Below are 14,822 nucleotides of genomic sequence, written 5' to 3'. Positions count from 1 at the left end.
CTTACAGAAAACGGTCCATAATATGCTCGGCGCGGCGTGCATAGGAAATGCCGAACAGCCGTGCATGTACGAGCAGAGCATAGATGTTGTAGATATCGCAACGCTCTTCAAAAAAGCCCGCACGGATCGGAATATGCTCGTTATAGCGGCGGAAAAAGGCTTTACCGAATGTGTCGAACAAGGTCGTGAAGGCGAGTTCAACCTCGGGATCGGCGTAATAGATCGACGGGTCAATAAAGGCCGCGATTTTATCTTCGACAGCGAGAATGTTGCCATCCCATAAATCGCCATGGATCAGGCGCGGCGTAGATATGTCCGTTTTACCGAAAATTTCGGGTATCTTATTGCAGAGTTTCTCCAGTTTTTTCATCTGGGCGGCTTTGATTTTTTCTTCTTCCAATGCAGCGCGCCCCATATAAAGCAGGCGCTGGTCGATAAAAAATTTAATCCAGTCATCGGAGCGGTCATTCGGCTGGATGAGTGAGCCGATGGTCGTATCACGTTCGAATCCGTAGAAATCCGCCTCCACCATATGCATATGGGCCAGAAGATCGGCGGCATGTTCATCGGCTTTGGCGCTGCGCTGCCAGTCCGCGGCAATATAGCTCATAACGATCAAAGTATCGGATGCATAGATAATATCGGGGATCGGCAAATCGCCTTTGTCATGGATATAGTTCAGCATAAAGACTTCAAGATCATCGCCGCCTTGCGGGGACATTTTGGCAACGCAACGGCTGCCGTCTGTCAAGGCCAGACGGTAGATGAAGGCATCATGGGCGGCGGAAAGCGGTGAGATGGTGACGATTTTATCTTCACCGTCAAGCGCATTACAAAGTTCCTGATAAAGCTCGTCAGGCAGTGTGGGCATGGCGGATGTCACCTCAGTTTTCCGGATTGCGCAGTCATGACATGCTCCAGCAACACTTCGCAGCCGCTATGCACCAGATCAAAAACATGCTGGAAACCGTCTTCATGTCCGAACCACGGGTCGGGCACATCCTGATGTTCGAAGCCCGGCAGGAAATTCAAAAAGAGTGCCAGCTCCGCTTTGCTGCCTTCGGGGCGGATACGGTCCATAAAATCATAATGGCTTTGTGACATGGCTAAAATCAGATCAAACTCCGTGAAGTCGTCAAGGCGCAGACGCCGCGCGGTTTGTCCGGAAAGGTCAATGCCGTTTTGTTTGGCCGTGATGATGGAGCGGCTGTCAGGCGGTTCCCCTTCGTGGTAACCATGGGTTCCGGCGGAGTCAATCTGCAGCTTTTCCGTGATGCCTGCCCGTCTGGCAAGCTCACGGAACACGCCCTCCGCAGTGGGAGAACGGCAGATATTTCCAGTGCAAACAAAAAGAACTTTATACATGGATGGCCTGTTTTTTTACAGTTGTTGTTATTATAGCGTCTCGTTTTTCTTATGCCTATAGATTAATATCTCATTTATGAACGTAAAAATAGAACCTGCAATATTATCATACGCGGCTGACGGACGGCTTTACAGCCCGGCCTTTGATGATGTGTATTTCCAACCCGAAGACGGGGTGGCGGAATCATCCTATGTTTTCCTGCAGCACAATAATCTGGAAGAAAGATTTAAGGGTTTACGGGCAGGGGATGTGTTCCGCATTGCCGAATGCGGTTTCGGTAGCGGGCTGAATTTTTTATTAACTCTTGATTTATGGCGGCGTACAGCCTCAAAAGGGGCACGGCTTTATTATCTCTCTTTTGAAAAACATCCGGTGCAGAAAACGGATATGAAGGAAATACATGCTTACTGGCCGGATTATGCTGCAGTATCACAGGAACTTCTGACGCAGTATCCTGCGGCGGTCAAAGGTTTCCATCGTCTGGATTTCGGTTCTGCACAGTTGCAGCTGTGTCTCGGGGATATTACGGAGATGCTGCCGCAGATCAAAACACAGATTGATGCATGGTATCTGGACGGTTTCGCGCCGGCCAAGAATCCGGCGATGTGGCGTGAGGAGCTATTCCGGCATATGGCGCGGCTGTCGGTGCAGGGCAGCACCGTTTCGACTTTTACGGCGGCAGGAACGGTAAAACGCGGGCTGCAAGCGGCCGGATTCCATGTGGAAAAAACGCGCGGCTATGGCAAAAAACGCGATATGCTGACCGGCACATATCAACGGGATATACCCAAAACGCAAACAACCGGCAGCGCCATTGTCATCGGGGCAGGTATTGCGGGGGCATCCTGCGCCTATGCGCTGGCCGCACGCGGGATGCCTGTGACAGTGCTGGAAAAGGCGGGGGAGGCAGGCAATGCGGCCTCGGGCAATCCTGTCGGCGTTGTCTATCCGCGCCTGACGGCGGCGGTCTCTGCGGCAGGAGATTTTTATACCCATGCTTTCTGCCATACCACGCGGATTTTAGCGCGGCTTGAGAATGAAAAGCTTTGGCGTAACAGTTCTGTACTAATGCTGGACGGCGGTGATGCGGCGGCGGCCAAACGTTATACCGGCATGGTGAAAAGCACGGCACTGCCGGAAGAGATGCTGCGCCCGGTTGATCGCAAACAGGCAACCGAAATTGCCGGTATTCCGCTTGCCAGCGGCGGCCTTTACTATCCTGATGCGGGGCTGGTCGCACCAAGAGAATTCTGCACATCATTGCTGGAGGCTTTTCCTGCGCAGGTCACATTGCGCAGCGGCGCAGCGGCGGAGAAAATTATGCGGCAGGACGGGGTTTGGCATGTTCTGGATGCGGCGGGTGAGATTCTGGCAGAGGCGGAACATCTTGTATTGGCAACAGGGCCGTCATTGACAGGTTTTTCCGAAACGGATTTCCTGCCGTTGCGCTATGTCGGCGGACAGATTTCCTATTTGCCGGAAAATGCGGCCTCTCGCAAATTGAAAGCCGTTATCACACAGGATGGCTATTTCCCGCCGGCTGTGGAGGGGGTGCATTATACGGGGGCGACATTTGAAAAATTGCGGGCGAAGGCGGAAACGCATCCCGTCACGGAAAAAGGACACCGGAAAAACCTGACGATGTTGGGTGGCTTTTTACCCGCCGCTTTTTTTGACGGGGTGACGCCGGAAGATTTACAGGGGCGTGCGGGGATAAGGACATCCGTTCCTGACCATCTGCCGGTCGTCGGGAAATGCCCCGTTGCGGCGCAATGGCTGGAAGATTATGCGGGGCTGTCCTATGGGCAGCTGACGGAAAAGCAGATTGATCTTGATAAGGCTGAAGTGCATGACGGGCTGTATCTATGCGGCGCGTTCGGGTCACATGGTATGACATCCGCGCCGCTGGCGGGGGAAATGATTGCCGCGCAAATCTGCGGCGATCCGCTGCCGGTATCCGAGAAAGTCGCTGCGGCCATCCATCCCGGGCGCTTTATATTGCGGGCGCTGAAACGCAATCAGAGCTGAAGAAAAGGATACAGTTTATCTTTTGTTTCTTTATTCCTGTGCAAAAGTGTAGTCTTTAGGTGACTGACCAATAAAAAAGAATGAGCCAAATGCCGGACAGACTTCTTCATAACACCGTTGCTTCCGATTCTGCGTTGGAAATTTTGCAAAAGACCTACGGTTTTGATCATTTTCGGGGCGCTCAGGCAGAGGTGATCGACCATGTGACAAGCGGCGGGCATGGTTTTGTCCTGATGCCGACAGGCGGCGGTAAGTCCCTGTGCTATCAAATTCCTTCTCTGCTGCGGCAGGGGGTGGGGGTTATTATTTCCCCATTGATCGCGCTCATGCAAAATCAGGTCGATGCTTTGCAGCAACTGGGAATTCGTGCCGCGGCAATCAATTCCGCCATCAGTCTGGGCAATATCTCTGAAACCAAAAACGCCATTTTGCGCGGGGAGCTTGATCTGGTCTATGTTGCGCCCGAACGGCTGCTGATGGATGATTTTATGGCTCTGCTGGCGGAATTTCCTATTGCCCTCTTCGCGATTGACGAGGCGCATTGCGTGTCACAATGGGGGCATGATTTTCGTCCGCATTACAAACAGCTCTCCGTGCTGGCGGAGAAATATCCGCAAGTACCGCGGATCGCCTTGACCGCCACGGCTGACGCACCGACCCGTCGCGACATTGTTGAATGCCTGAAGCTGGAAGAGGGGCGCAGCTTTATCGCAGGTTTTGACAGGCCGAATATTCACTACAGCATTATCGAGAAAAATAATGCCCGCGCGCAAATGCTGCGTTTTATCAAGGAAAATCACAGCAATGACAGCGGTATTGTTTATTGCCTGTCACGCAAGCTGACGGAAGAAACCGCTGCATGGCTGTGCGACGAAGGATTTATCGCTCTACCTTATCATGCGGGCATGGCGGCGGAGGAACGCGAAAAAAATCTGGAAAGATTTTTACAAGAAGAGCAGATCATTATGGTCGCCACCATTGCCTTTGGTATGGGGATCGATAAGCCCGATGTACGCTTTGTCGCGCATATGACCATCCCCAAAAACATTGAGGCCTATTATCAGGAAACAGGCCGTGCCGGGCGGGACGGGTTGCCATCGAACGCACTGATGATCTATGGGGCGCAGGATGCCGCAATGCAGAGAAATTTTGTTGAAACATCAGGTGCTTCCGACGCGCAAAAACGCATCGAACATCAAAAACTGAATGCATTGCTGGGGCTGTGCGAGGCGGCGGGTTGCCGCCGTCAGGTCATACTTGATTATTTCGGGGACAGCTGCGACCCATGCGGTAATTGTGATACCTGCCTTAATCCGCCGGAAACGTTTGACGGAACGCTCGTTGCGCAAAAGGCGCTTTCTGCCGTCTATCGTACCGATCAACGTTTCGGTGTGGCTTATGTGACGGATGTTCTGCGGGGGAAAGAGGATGAGCGCATATTGCGCTTTGGCCATGATCAAATCAGTACCTATGGCATCGGCAGTGATTTGTCGGTGAGCGAATGGCAGGCGGTGTTCCGCCAATTGATCGCGCTGAACCTGTTGAAAGTCGATGCGCAATATGGCGGGTTGCAGCTGACACAGACAGGGCTGGATTTTTTAAAAGAGAAAAAGGAGCTACGCCTGCGTAAAGCCGACAAGCGCAGAAAAGCCAAAGCCCTCCGCAAAACCGCCGCGGCGCAAATCTTTACGGACGAGGCCGATATCGTCCTTTTCAACGCCTTGAAGGCCGTGCGTACTGAGCTCGCCCGCACGCAGGGTGTGCCGCCTTATGTGATTTTTCATGACAAAACATTGCAGGATATGGTGCTGCTCAAACCCGATACAATGGAACATATGGCGATGGTTCATGGCGTCGGCGCAAGCAAGCTGGAGAAATACGGACAGGCTTTCCTGCGCGTTATCCGTCAGGCGGTGTGAAGGAATATCAGCCGTTTAGCGGATCGTAGGGGACACTTTCTTCCGCAGAGGGGAATTCCGCATTTTCAGCTTCTTCGGCGGCAATCGTGCCGTCAATGTGGCGCATCAGGGCGCGGAGTACTTCCGTGACGCCATCGCCGCTGACGGCAGAGATCAGCATGACGGGCTGTCCGATTTTTTCTTCCGTTTCGCGGCGTTGTTCCTCCGCCAGTTCGGGGCCGAGGGCATCGGCTTTTGACAGGGCGATGACTTCCGGTTTTTGCGCCAGCCCGCCGCCATAGAGCTCCAGCTCCGTACGAATGGTCTGATAGGCTTCGGCGGGATCGTCCATTGTGCAGTCAATCAGATGCAGCAGCACACGGGTACGTTCGACATGGCCAAGGAAACGGTCACCGATTCCGAGCCCTTCATGTGCGCCTTTGATCAGGCCGGGAATATCGGCCAGTACGAATTCACGGTTATCCACGCCGACAACGCCCAGATTGGGGGTGAGTGTCGTAAAGGGGTAATCGGCAATTTTCGGTTTTGCGCGGGAGCATGTCGCCAAAAATGTTGATTTTCCGGCATTCGGCAGGCCGAGCAGACCGGCATCGGCAATCAGTTTCAGGCGCAGCCAGACGGCAAGTTCTTGTCCGGGCCAGCCGGGTGTGAATTTGCGCGGTGCCTGATTGGTTGAGGATTTATAATGGGCGTTGCCGAAGCCGCCGTCACCGCCGCGTAAAAGATAGACGCGCTGCCCCGGGGTGGTCATATCGACCAGAACATGTTCCTTATCTTCCGACAGAATGACGGTGCCGACCGGTACACGGATAATGCAGTCCTTGCCTTTCGCGCCCGTGCGGTTCGATCCTTCGCCGTGATGACCTGTTTCGGCGCGGAAATGCTGTTGGTAACGGAAATCAATCAATGTATTGGTATTGTCGACGGCCTCAAAAATGATATCGCCGCCCTTGCCGCCGTTGCCGCCATCGGGGCCGCCGAATTCAATATATTTCTCGCGACGGAAACTCATGCAGCCTGCGCCGCCGTCACCGCTTTTCAGATAGATTTTTGCCTGATCGAGAAATTTCATTTTTCTACTGCCGTTCTCATGTAAAAAAGGGGAACGCAGCGTTCCCCTTGTTTTCGCACATTTCTGCGCAAATCTTTATGCTGCCTCGGGCTGAACCGTGACAAAAGTTTTGTTGCCGGCGCGTTTGATAAATTGAACGCGGCCTTCGACAAGGGCGAACAGCGTGTGGTCTTTACCCATACCGACATTTTTATCTGCATGATATTTCGTACCGCGCTGACGAATGATGATGTTACCCGGAATGACGAATTCGCCACCGAATTTTTTTACGCCAAGGCGACGACCTGCCGAATCGCGACCGTTTTTCGAGCTACTGCCTGCCTTTTTATGTGCCATGGTTCTTTACTCCTTGAAGACTCTTTAAATACTTTAAGCCGCTTTGATCTCTGTGATGCGCAGAAGGGTCAGATCTTGTCTGTGGCCTTTTTTGCGACGGTAGTTCTGGCGACGTTTCTTTTTGAAGACAACGATTTTCGGGCCGCGTGCTTGTGCGACAACTTCAGCCGTTACAGACGCACCTTTTACAACCGGCGTACCGATTTTGGCGCTGCCGGCTTCACCGACCATCAGAATTTCATCCAGTTTAATTTTGTCGCCTTCGTTTACATCAAGGCGCTCAACGCGGATGACATCGTCTTTTTGTACGCGGTATTGCTTACCGCCGGTTTTCAAAACTGCAAACATGGTGTTACCGTTTCTTTCTTCTTCATTATAAATGCGCGGGCGCAGATTAATTCTGCCCCGGAATCCCTAAAACAGGTGGACAATATACCTTTACGCAACATAATGTCAAGCAGGAAATTGCGGAAAAACAGCAGAATAAGGACAAACTTGCATTCCGGCGGTTTTTTATGGTATAAATTAACATAATACTATATTTGGTCAAAATATAAGGGTGTAAAAATTTGAGATCCGATATCGTGCAAGAAGTGCGGGCGTTTCTGGATGTTTTCCTGCGGGAGGCGCGTCCGGCGCAGCGCCGCGGCAAAACTTGTCCTGCCGTTTCCCTGCAGTCGCTGCAAGGCGGTTTCTATTATCTTTATGCGGCCGATTCTCCGGTGCGGAATATGGCGGAGCGTTTCGGTATGCCTGAAATAACAGGGCAGTACCACTGCCCGGGTGATCTGGTATTCGGCGAAATGCAGAATTACATGGTATTGCTGGATGAGGGGAAAAAGCGGGGCATGGTAACCTTGCCGCAATATGCGGAACGGATTGACCGTTTGTGGGAAGCGCTGAAAGAGATCAACCCTGTTTTAAATAAAGTGCATATTCGCCACGACCCTACGCGAAAGGGTAATCTGGGTGAAGAATGGGCGACAAAGCAAAAACGTGCGGCGATTATCGGCGTGGATGACGGATATAACGTCACGGATATCGGATTTTTTCTTGACCGTTTCCAAGGGCGTGGTGATGAATTTAATATGAGCGGCCGCAAAATCAAGGAAGCGGAGGATTACGCAGCGCTCAGCGCCAATGTGCAAAGCTATGTCGGCTTGATTTCCTGGCGGCCCGCGCCGCAGACATTGAACTATATTCATCAGATCGCACTGGGATTTTCACCTGCAGATACGTCGATGCATGCGGGATGGATGCCGGACAATCGCCCTGCAGAACAGCAGCGCGACCCGCATGATTATATGCATCCGTTTTACCGGCCGAAATTTTAAGGCTTTTATGCGGCCAGTTCCATCTCCTGCGCGGTCGCCAGTACCTCTTCAACATGGCCTTTTACTTTGACATTGCGCCAGATATGACGGATTTTTCCGGTGCCGTCGATCAGAAAAGTTGCGCGCTGGATCCCCATATATTTACGGCCATAGAGGGATTTTTCGACCCATGTGCCGTAAGATTCGCAGATTTTACCGTCTTCATCGCTGAGAAGGGTGAAGGGCAGGTCATATTTGCTTTTAAACTTGTCATGCTTGGCAACACTGTCTTTGGACACGCCGATAATGCGCAAGCCGGTTTTTTCAAAGGCGGGCAGATTGTCACGGAAAGCGCAAGATTCTTTGGTGCAGCCGGGCGTGTTGTCTTTCGGATAAAAATACAGTACGAAAGCCTGCCCTTTCAAATCCTTGAGCGACAATTTGCCGCCGCCATCGGTCAAGGCATCAAAAGACGGGGCGTTATCATTTATGTCGACACTCATCATATTCTCCTTTATAAATGGCGGTTATGATGGAAATTATACAGCTACCAGTCCTGTCTGACAATTATATATACATCGTCACCTGCGAAGAAACAGGGATGACGGGGGTGGTCGACCCTGCCTCCGCTGATCCGGTCATTGCCTATCTGATGGCAAAGGGAAAAAAGCTCGATTGTATTTTCAACACCCATCACCATGAAGACCATACCGGCGGTAATGAAAAGCTGTTGCAACGCTATCCCGATTGCGAAATTGTCGCGCCTGCCAGCGAAACCGCGCGTATTCCCGATATTGATGTTCCGGTCAAGGATGGCAGTGCCGTACGTCTTGGCATGTGCAGGGCGAAGGTGATCGAAGTGCCGGGACATACGACGGGGCATGTCATTTACTGGTTTGAGAAACAGAATGCGCTATTCTGCGGCGACAGTCTGTTTTCGCTGGGCTGCGGACGGATGTTTGAAGGCACGCCTGAGCAGATGTGGGACTCTTTGAAAAAAATCCGCAATCTGCCGGATGAAACACATGTTTATTGTGCGCATGAATATACGCTGGATAACGCAGCTTTTGCCGAAACGATCGAGAAATCCAATCCGTTGTTGAAAAGCTATCGTAAAAAAATTGAAAAAATGCGCAGCAAGAACGAACCGACGGTCCCCTCCGTGCTGGCGATTGAAAAATCGATCAACCCGTTTCTGCGTTGTGACCATCCCGCAGTGAAAAAAGCGGTTGGTATGGAAAAGGCGGATCCTGCAGAGGTTTTTGCCGAGGTTCGCAAACGAAAAGACAATTTTCGCGGATAACCGCGCTTTTCTTGATGAAATTCCCGAATTTGTGATATAATGGAATTGTCAGCTTGTCTGACTATGGTGATAAACGCGCTGTGGAATAGGCGCTTGCGGACCCGGGGGCAGTACCCGGCGGCTCCACCATAACGATACATTAGCAGATGAGGCATGTACCGTTGTGATGGGGCCGAAATAGGATCGACGCGCGCAGTAAAGACGGTTTTAGCTTTCACCCGGTGGTGTACCGCCGTTATCGGTCAAAAACTTATAAATGCAAACGACAACAACAGTCAGGTTGCTGATCTGCGTATCGCAGCTTAAGCTACCAAGCATTTTAATCCCTGCTTCATTGACTTGAGGTAGGTGGGGTTCGGGGCGGACCTAGCAACAGAACCGCCCCGCTTTTTTTTGCCTGTTTTTTCGGCGGAAATACGGCTATAAAAGACAGATGACACAAGAGCAGCTTACAAAAACAGACGCGATTGCCGCTTTGCGCTGGTATCAGGAGATCGGGGTGACTGATCCCGTGGCGGAGATGCCGTCCGATTTTCGCAGCGCAGATTTTCCGGCCGCCGCCAAATTTCTGCAAGGGGAGCAGGAGGCGGAAATGCCGCCGCAGGACTTGCAGAGTCCGGCACCGGTGCAAGACACCGCTCCGTCTCCCATATCCGGTTATGATGCAGCACCCGCTGTAGCAGCAGAGCCTGCGGCACAACCGCTCGGCACGGCGGAAGCCAGTCTTGACGCCCGCAGACTGGCCGGTGAAGCAAATAGTTTGAAAGAGCTGGAAGATGCGCTGAACGGTTTCGAAGGCTGCGCATTAAAACGCACGGCAACCAATACGGTTTTTGCGGATGGCAATCCGCAGGCAAAAATTATGCTGGTCGGTGAAGCGCCCGGCGCGGATGAGGATCGCTTGGGAAAACCTTTCGTCGGTGTCAGCGGAAAATTGCTGGATAAGATGCTCGCAGCAATCGGGCTTGACCGTGAAACGGTCTATATCACAAATATCGTCAATTGGCGGCCGCCGGGGAACCGCGCACCTTCAGCCTCGGAAATCGCTGTTTGCCTGCCTTTTACGCGGCGGCATATCGAGCTTGTAAACCCCGATATTCTGCTGTTTGTCGGCGGTGTCGCAGCAAAGGCCCTGCTGGAAACCAGTCAGGGCATTACGCGGCTGCGCGGACGCTGGACGGATTATAAAAGTGAAGGGCTTGAGAAAGCTGTTCCTGCAATGGCAATCTTTCATCCTGCCTTTCTGCTGCGCTCACCGATGCAGAAAAAACTGGCCTGGCAGGATTTGCTGGCGGTTAAAAAACGTCTTGCGGAGCGGCAAGGCTGAAAATCAGCCTTCTTTTTTGTGGATATGGAGGCGGCAGGTCGCGCATTTGAGCGTAATCGTACGGTAATAATGTAGCAGGAAAACGCGTAAAGCCGCGGTGAAACCGAAAGAAGCCTCTTTTTTATCATGCACATTTGCGCAGATGTCATGTACGGTGCATTTTTCCAGATTTGCAATCTCGTTGAGTGCATCCCACATATGGTCGTCCAGACGTATGCTGGTGCGCCGTCCGTGAATGCGGATATTGCGACAGGAAGGTGCATCCATACGGATTCCCTGCACAGCCGAAAGGGCTTCCGGAAGCATGGAATTGGGGACGCATTTTTTTGTTGTGTTACCGCTACCGTTATTCTTGCTCATTGCGGTCTTTCTGATCAAGTTTCAAAAACAAAGCATATTCAGAGCATTTCCTCTGGTCGCAACTTTAGAGTGTTCTTTCGCAAAACGCAAGAGCAGGAAAAAAGACGCAATATTCTTTCAAAAATATTTAAATTGAGCGGTTATGTTCCTCGGGAGTGCGCAGAACAAGGGCAAGGGCGTGGATTCCGGATTTTATCTCTGTTTTCAATAATGTATGGACCATGCGCTGTCGGTCGATGCGCGATTTATCCTTAAAAATTCCGGAAACAATTGTAAGGTGAAAGTGACTTTCGCCGCTGCCGTCATCTCCGGCATGGCCGCGGTGTTTGTCACTGTCGTTGCGAATCTCCAAAAGATCCGGAGAAAAAGCGGCTTCGATTTTGTGTTTTATTTTGTCTGTCATCTGTTCCATGTTACACTTCACCCTTTAAAAATAATTGCTTTTGGAAAGCGGCAGATATGGGGTTTAGGCCGTCAAAATACTTTCTGGACTTGCTGGCGAAGGAAAAGGAAAAATACACTCCGCAGCCGGGTCCTTGCGATGTGCCGGGTTGCACCAATCCCGGCGAATACCGTGCCCCAAAATCCCGTGATTTGAAGGAATATTATCACTTTTGCCTTGAACATGTCACGAATTACAACAGAAACTGGAATTTCTTTGAGGGCATGACGCGTGCAGAGATTGAACGGCAGATGTATAATACTTATCTGTGGGATCGTCCGACATGGGATATGGCGCCGCATCCCGTGGATTTTGAACGCCTGCAGCGCCGCATTTATGAGGATATGAACTTCTTTGGTGAGCGCATCAATTATCATGAGCAAAAACGCCAAACACAGGATAGTGAAACACTCCTGACACCGGAAAGCGAAGCGATGGCCGCTCTTGGGCTGTCGCCGCCATTGACATGGCCGGAGATTCAATCAGAATATAAACGTCTGGTCAAAAAATATCATCCGGATTTACGCGGCGGCAGCGACCCGGAGGCCGAAGAGATGATGAAAAAACTCAATATGGCCTATTCGGTTTTAAAAATTGCCTATCAGAAATACCAGGAACTGGAGAGGGAAGACGAATGACAATTAAAGCGGACCAGTTTGTACTGGAAACACCGGATACGACCGTATCGGTTCAGCAGATTTTCGGTATTGAAAGCAATATGCAGGTGCCGGCTTTTTCGTCTCCGGCGAATGATGCCTATGTGCCGAAAATCGATGACAGCTATGTCTTTGACCGTAACACGACATTGGCGCTGCTGGCAGGATTCACGCATAACCGCCGTGTGATGATTCAGGGCTATCACGGTACAGGAAAATCAACCCATATCGAGCAGGTCGCGGCAAGGCTGAACTGGCCGTGCATCCGCATTAATCTGGACAGCCATATCAGCCGGACCGAACTGGTCGGGCGTGATGCCATTGTTCTGAAAGACGGCAAGCAGGTGACGGAATTTCAGGAAGGATTGCTGCCCTGGGCGCTGCAAAATCCGGTCGCGCTGGTTTTTGATGAATATGATGCGGGGCGTCCCGATGTGATGTTTGTGATCCAGCGTCTGCTGGAGGCGGATGGGCGCATGACGCTGCTGGAGCAGAACCGCGTGATTACGCCGCATCCGGCCTTCCGTATTTTTGCGACCGCCAATACGGTGGGTCTGGGCGATACGACGGGGCTGTATCACGGCACACAGACGATCAATCAGGGGCAGATGGATCGCTGGCATATTGTGACAGCGCTGAATTATCTGCCGGAAGAACAGGAAATTGCGATTCTGCTGGCAAAGCTGCCGGAATTCGCCAAAGACAAGGACAAACGCGAAACCGCGACCTTGATGGTACGGATGGCGCATCTGACGCGTCAGGGCTTTAAGGCCGGTGATCTGTCGGTGGTGATGTCGCCGCGTACCGTGCTGCACTGGGCAGAAAATTACCTGATTTTTGATGATCTGGCACATGCGTTCCGCATTACCTTTATGAACCGTACCGACCCGATGGAACACCGTGTTCTGGCCGAATATTATCAGCGTTGTTTCGGAGTGGAACTTATCTATGACCGCGACGCCTGAGGAAAGAGAAGCTTTTGAAGCGGCCGTTGCCGCTGCGATGCGCGCCCTTGCCGAGGACGATGATATTGATCTGACGGGTCTTGAAGAAATCGAAAATACCGGCGGTGATCTGCGTGGTGCGGCTGACCGCGAGGCATTCCGCCGCCGCTATCACAACCCGTCACTTCATAAAAAACTGTCTCCGCGCGATGCGGAAACCGCGATGGCGGCGACATTGCTGGAATATGCGCGTTGCGAAGCTTTGGGTGCGGCACGGATGCGCGGTGCGGCGGTGAATATGCAGCATGCGATCGAACAGGAAATCAGCGCAGCGCCGTCAGCGGCGCAAAGCGTCTATTTTTCCCTGTGGCAGTCTTTGACAGGGCGCAAATTTTCCAAAGACTTTCCCGCAGCTGATACGGCGCGCATTGAAAAACATGCGGAACTGATGAAAGACGTGCTGTCCGATCAGGCCGCCTATGCGCGGATGGGGCTTGCTCTTTTGAAAGACCTTGGTTTTGAAACGGAGCGTGATGTTTTGCCGCCTTCGGATAGTGCGGATGCGGACGGCGCATTGACGGATGAAGAATCTGCCGATGACGGCGATCAGGACGAGAGCGGCGGCGCGGCGGGGCAGGAAGACAGCATGCAGAAAATGATGGCGACGGCGGCGCTGGGCGAAGCGGAATCTGCGCAGAGCGATCCGCAGAATATGCGCCAGATGACCAATGCGCTGCTGGAGGAGATGGTGCGCGGACGCAGCCAGCCGACGCAGGAGCAACAGATGGCGGAGTTGCCGCAATATGCCCGCCAGTTTGCGCTGGAGATGGCGGATTACAGCTATAATATCTATACGACGGAATTCGATACGGTCGAGCAGGCCGGTAAGCTTGCAACGCAGGAAGAATTGGTGGAACTGCGCAAATATCTTGATGAAATGATGGCCTCCACCCAGAAAATGATTGGCCGTTTTGCCGCGAAGCTGCAGCGCTACATTCTGGCACGGCAAAAATACGCATATCAGTTCAGTTATGACACCGGTTTACTGGATCATAAACGTCTGGGCGAAATCGTCACAAACCCGGAAAATCCGCTCTGTTATAAGCAAAGCCATGATGCGCCGTTTCGCGATACGGTCGTGAGTTTGTTGATTGATAATTCCGGTTCCATGCGCGGACGTCCGATTATGACGGCGGCAATCAGTACCGAAATTCTGGCACGGACACTGGAGCGTTGCGGCATTCGTACCGAAATCCTCGGTTTTACCACCAAACACTGGAAGGGCGGCGAATCGCAGAAAAAATGGAAGCTGGCAGGCAGCCCGCCGGCACCGGGGCGGCTGAATGATTTACTGCACATTATATATAAGGCGGCGGATACGCCGTGGCGGCGCGCCCGTATCGCGCTCAGCCTGATGCTGCAGGACGGCTTATTAAAGGAAAATATTGACGGCGAAGCATTGCTTTGGGCCTATGACCGTTTACGGACAATGCCGGAGGAACGCAAGATCCTGATTGTCATTTCGGACGGTGCGCCGATTGATGATGCGACGCTGTCCTGCAATCACGGCCAGTTTCTGGAAGAACATCTTCATAAAGTTATTCATTGGCTTGAAAACAAAAAGAACATAGAATTGCTGTCAATCGGTATCGGCCATGATGTGACGCGTTATTATCAGAAGGCTGTCAAAATCACCGATGTGAATGACCTCGCGGAAACGCTGGTTGATAAAATGATCGAAATGCTGGCCTGAAAA

General features: G+C 52.0%; 16 protein-coding genes. 8 read left to right on the top strand and 8 right to left on the bottom strand.

The genetic code is table 11. From position 1 onward, the window contains the following. Window position 1: 1 nt before the first annotated feature. A complete protein-coding gene (locus HND56_08545) occupies window positions 2–871 on the bottom strand; it encodes a phosphotransferase (protein ID QKK05732.1) in 870 nt (289 codons plus the stop codon). A gap of 8 nt (window positions 872–879) precedes the next feature. Then, window positions 880–1,365 (bottom strand): low molecular weight phosphotyrosine protein phosphatase, encoded by a 486-nt coding sequence (locus HND56_08540; GenBank protein QKK05731.1) that lies wholly within the window; start codon window positions 1,363–1,365, stop codon window positions 880–882. A gap of 76 nt (window positions 1,366–1,441) precedes the next feature. Here HND56_08540 and mnmC point away from each other — a divergent pair, with 76 nt between their 5' ends. Then, window positions 1,442–3,394 carry a bifunctional tRNA (5-methylaminomethyl-2-thiouridine)(34)-methyltransferase MnmD/FAD-dependent 5-carboxymethylaminomethyl-2-thiouridine(34) oxidoreductase MnmC gene (gene mnmC, locus HND56_08535; protein QKK05730.1) on the top strand — a complete coding sequence of 651 codons (1,953 nt, stop codon included), beginning with the start codon at window positions 1,442–1,444 and terminating at the stop codon, window positions 3,392–3,394. 89 nt (window positions 3,395–3,483) lie between these two features. Further along, a complete protein-coding gene (gene recQ, locus HND56_08530) occupies window positions 3,484–5,313 on the top strand; it encodes a DNA helicase RecQ (GenBank protein ID QKK05729.1) in 1,830 nt (609 codons plus the stop codon). A 7-nt stretch (window positions 5,314–5,320) separates the two neighbouring features. On the opposite strand, the gene obgE is transcribed toward recQ, so the two are convergent. The 3 genes from obgE to rplU form a co-directional block, all read right to left on the bottom strand. Next, window positions 5,321–6,385 (bottom strand): GTPase ObgE, encoded by a 1,065-nt coding sequence (obgE, locus tag HND56_08525; GenBank protein QKK05728.1) that lies wholly within the window; start codon window positions 6,383–6,385, stop codon window positions 5,321–5,323. A gap of 75 nt (window positions 6,386–6,460) precedes the next feature. Next, a complete protein-coding gene (gene rpmA / locus HND56_08520) occupies window positions 6,461–6,721 on the bottom strand; it encodes a 50S ribosomal protein L27 (GenBank protein QKK05727.1) in 261 nt (86 codons plus the stop codon). Between the two features lie 33 nt (window positions 6,722–6,754). Continuing rightward, window positions 6,755–7,069, bottom strand: coding sequence for a 50S ribosomal protein L21 (gene rplU / locus HND56_08515; protein ID QKK05726.1), 315 nt, complete (start codon window positions 7,067–7,069; stop codon window positions 6,755–6,757). Between the two features lie 221 nt (window positions 7,070–7,290). Between rplU and HND56_08510 the strand changes: the two genes are divergently transcribed. Further along, window positions 7,291–8,055, top strand: a complete 765-nt coding sequence (locus tag HND56_08510) for a hypothetical protein (protein ID QKK05725.1) — start codon at window positions 7,291–7,293, stop codon at window positions 8,053–8,055. A gap of 5 nt (window positions 8,056–8,060) precedes the next feature. Here the strand turns inward: HND56_08510 and bcp are convergent, their stop codons facing one another. Beyond that, window positions 8,061–8,537, bottom strand: a complete 477-nt coding sequence (bcp, locus tag HND56_08505) for a thioredoxin-dependent thiol peroxidase (protein ID QKK05724.1) — start codon at window positions 8,535–8,537, stop codon at window positions 8,061–8,063. A 26-nt stretch (window positions 8,538–8,563) separates the two neighbouring features. On the opposite strand from bcp, the gene gloB reads away from it, so the two are divergent. Together gloB and HND56_08495 are read left to right on the top strand one after the other, a co-directional pair. Beyond that, window positions 8,564–9,337: a hydroxyacylglutathione hydrolase gene (gene gloB, locus HND56_08500; GenBank protein ID QKK05723.1), complete on the top strand. Its 774-nt coding sequence runs from the start codon at window positions 8,564–8,566 to the stop codon at window positions 9,335–9,337. A 433-nt stretch (window positions 9,338–9,770) separates the two neighbouring features. Continuing rightward, a complete protein-coding gene (locus HND56_08495) occupies window positions 9,771–10,664 on the top strand; it encodes a uracil-DNA glycosylase (GenBank protein ID QKK05722.1) in 894 nt (297 codons plus the stop codon). Window positions 10,665–10,667: 3 nt separating this feature from the next. Here the strand turns inward: HND56_08495 and HND56_08490 are convergent, their stop codons facing one another. Together HND56_08490 and HND56_08485 are read right to left on the bottom strand one after the other, a co-directional pair. After that, window positions 10,668–11,024, bottom strand: a complete 357-nt coding sequence (locus HND56_08490) for a ribbon-helix-helix domain-containing protein (protein ID QKK05721.1) — start codon at window positions 11,022–11,024, stop codon at window positions 10,668–10,670. A gap of 127 nt (window positions 11,025–11,151) precedes the next feature. Further along, window positions 11,152–11,436 (bottom strand): BolA family transcriptional regulator, encoded by a 285-nt coding sequence (locus HND56_08485; protein ID QKK05720.1) that lies wholly within the window; start codon window positions 11,434–11,436, stop codon window positions 11,152–11,154. Window positions 11,437–11,483: 47 nt separating this feature from the next. On the opposite strand from HND56_08485, the gene HND56_08480 reads away from it, so the two are divergent. From HND56_08480 to HND56_08470, 3 genes are read left to right on the top strand one after another with little or no spacing between them, the layout of a single operon-like run. Further along, complete coding sequence (locus HND56_08480) at window positions 11,484–12,104, top strand: J domain-containing protein (GenBank protein QKK05719.1); 621 nt, start codon at window positions 11,484–11,486, stop codon at window positions 12,102–12,104. Next, window positions 12,101–13,087, top strand: a complete 987-nt coding sequence (locus tag HND56_08475; protein ID QKK05718.1) for an AAA domain-containing protein — start codon at window positions 12,101–12,103, stop codon at window positions 13,085–13,087. The genes HND56_08480 and HND56_08475 overlap by 4 nt, the downstream gene beginning before the upstream one ends. Next, window positions 13,071–14,819 carry a cobaltochelatase subunit CobT gene (locus tag HND56_08470; protein QKK05717.1) on the top strand — a complete coding sequence of 583 codons (1,749 nt, stop codon included), beginning with the start codon at window positions 13,071–13,073 and terminating at the stop codon, window positions 14,817–14,819. Before HND56_08475 ends, HND56_08470 begins: the two co-directional genes overlap by 17 nt. The last annotated feature ends 3 nt before the right edge of the window (window positions 14,820–14,822 follow it).

This window comes from Pseudomonadota bacterium (assembly GCA_013285465.1).
Lineage (GTDB): Bacteria > Pseudomonadota > Alphaproteobacteria > Micavibrionales > CSBR16-224 > CSBR16-224.
Note: the sequence above shows the minus strand (reverse complement) of the source record. Positions and strands in the feature narration are given on the sequence as shown.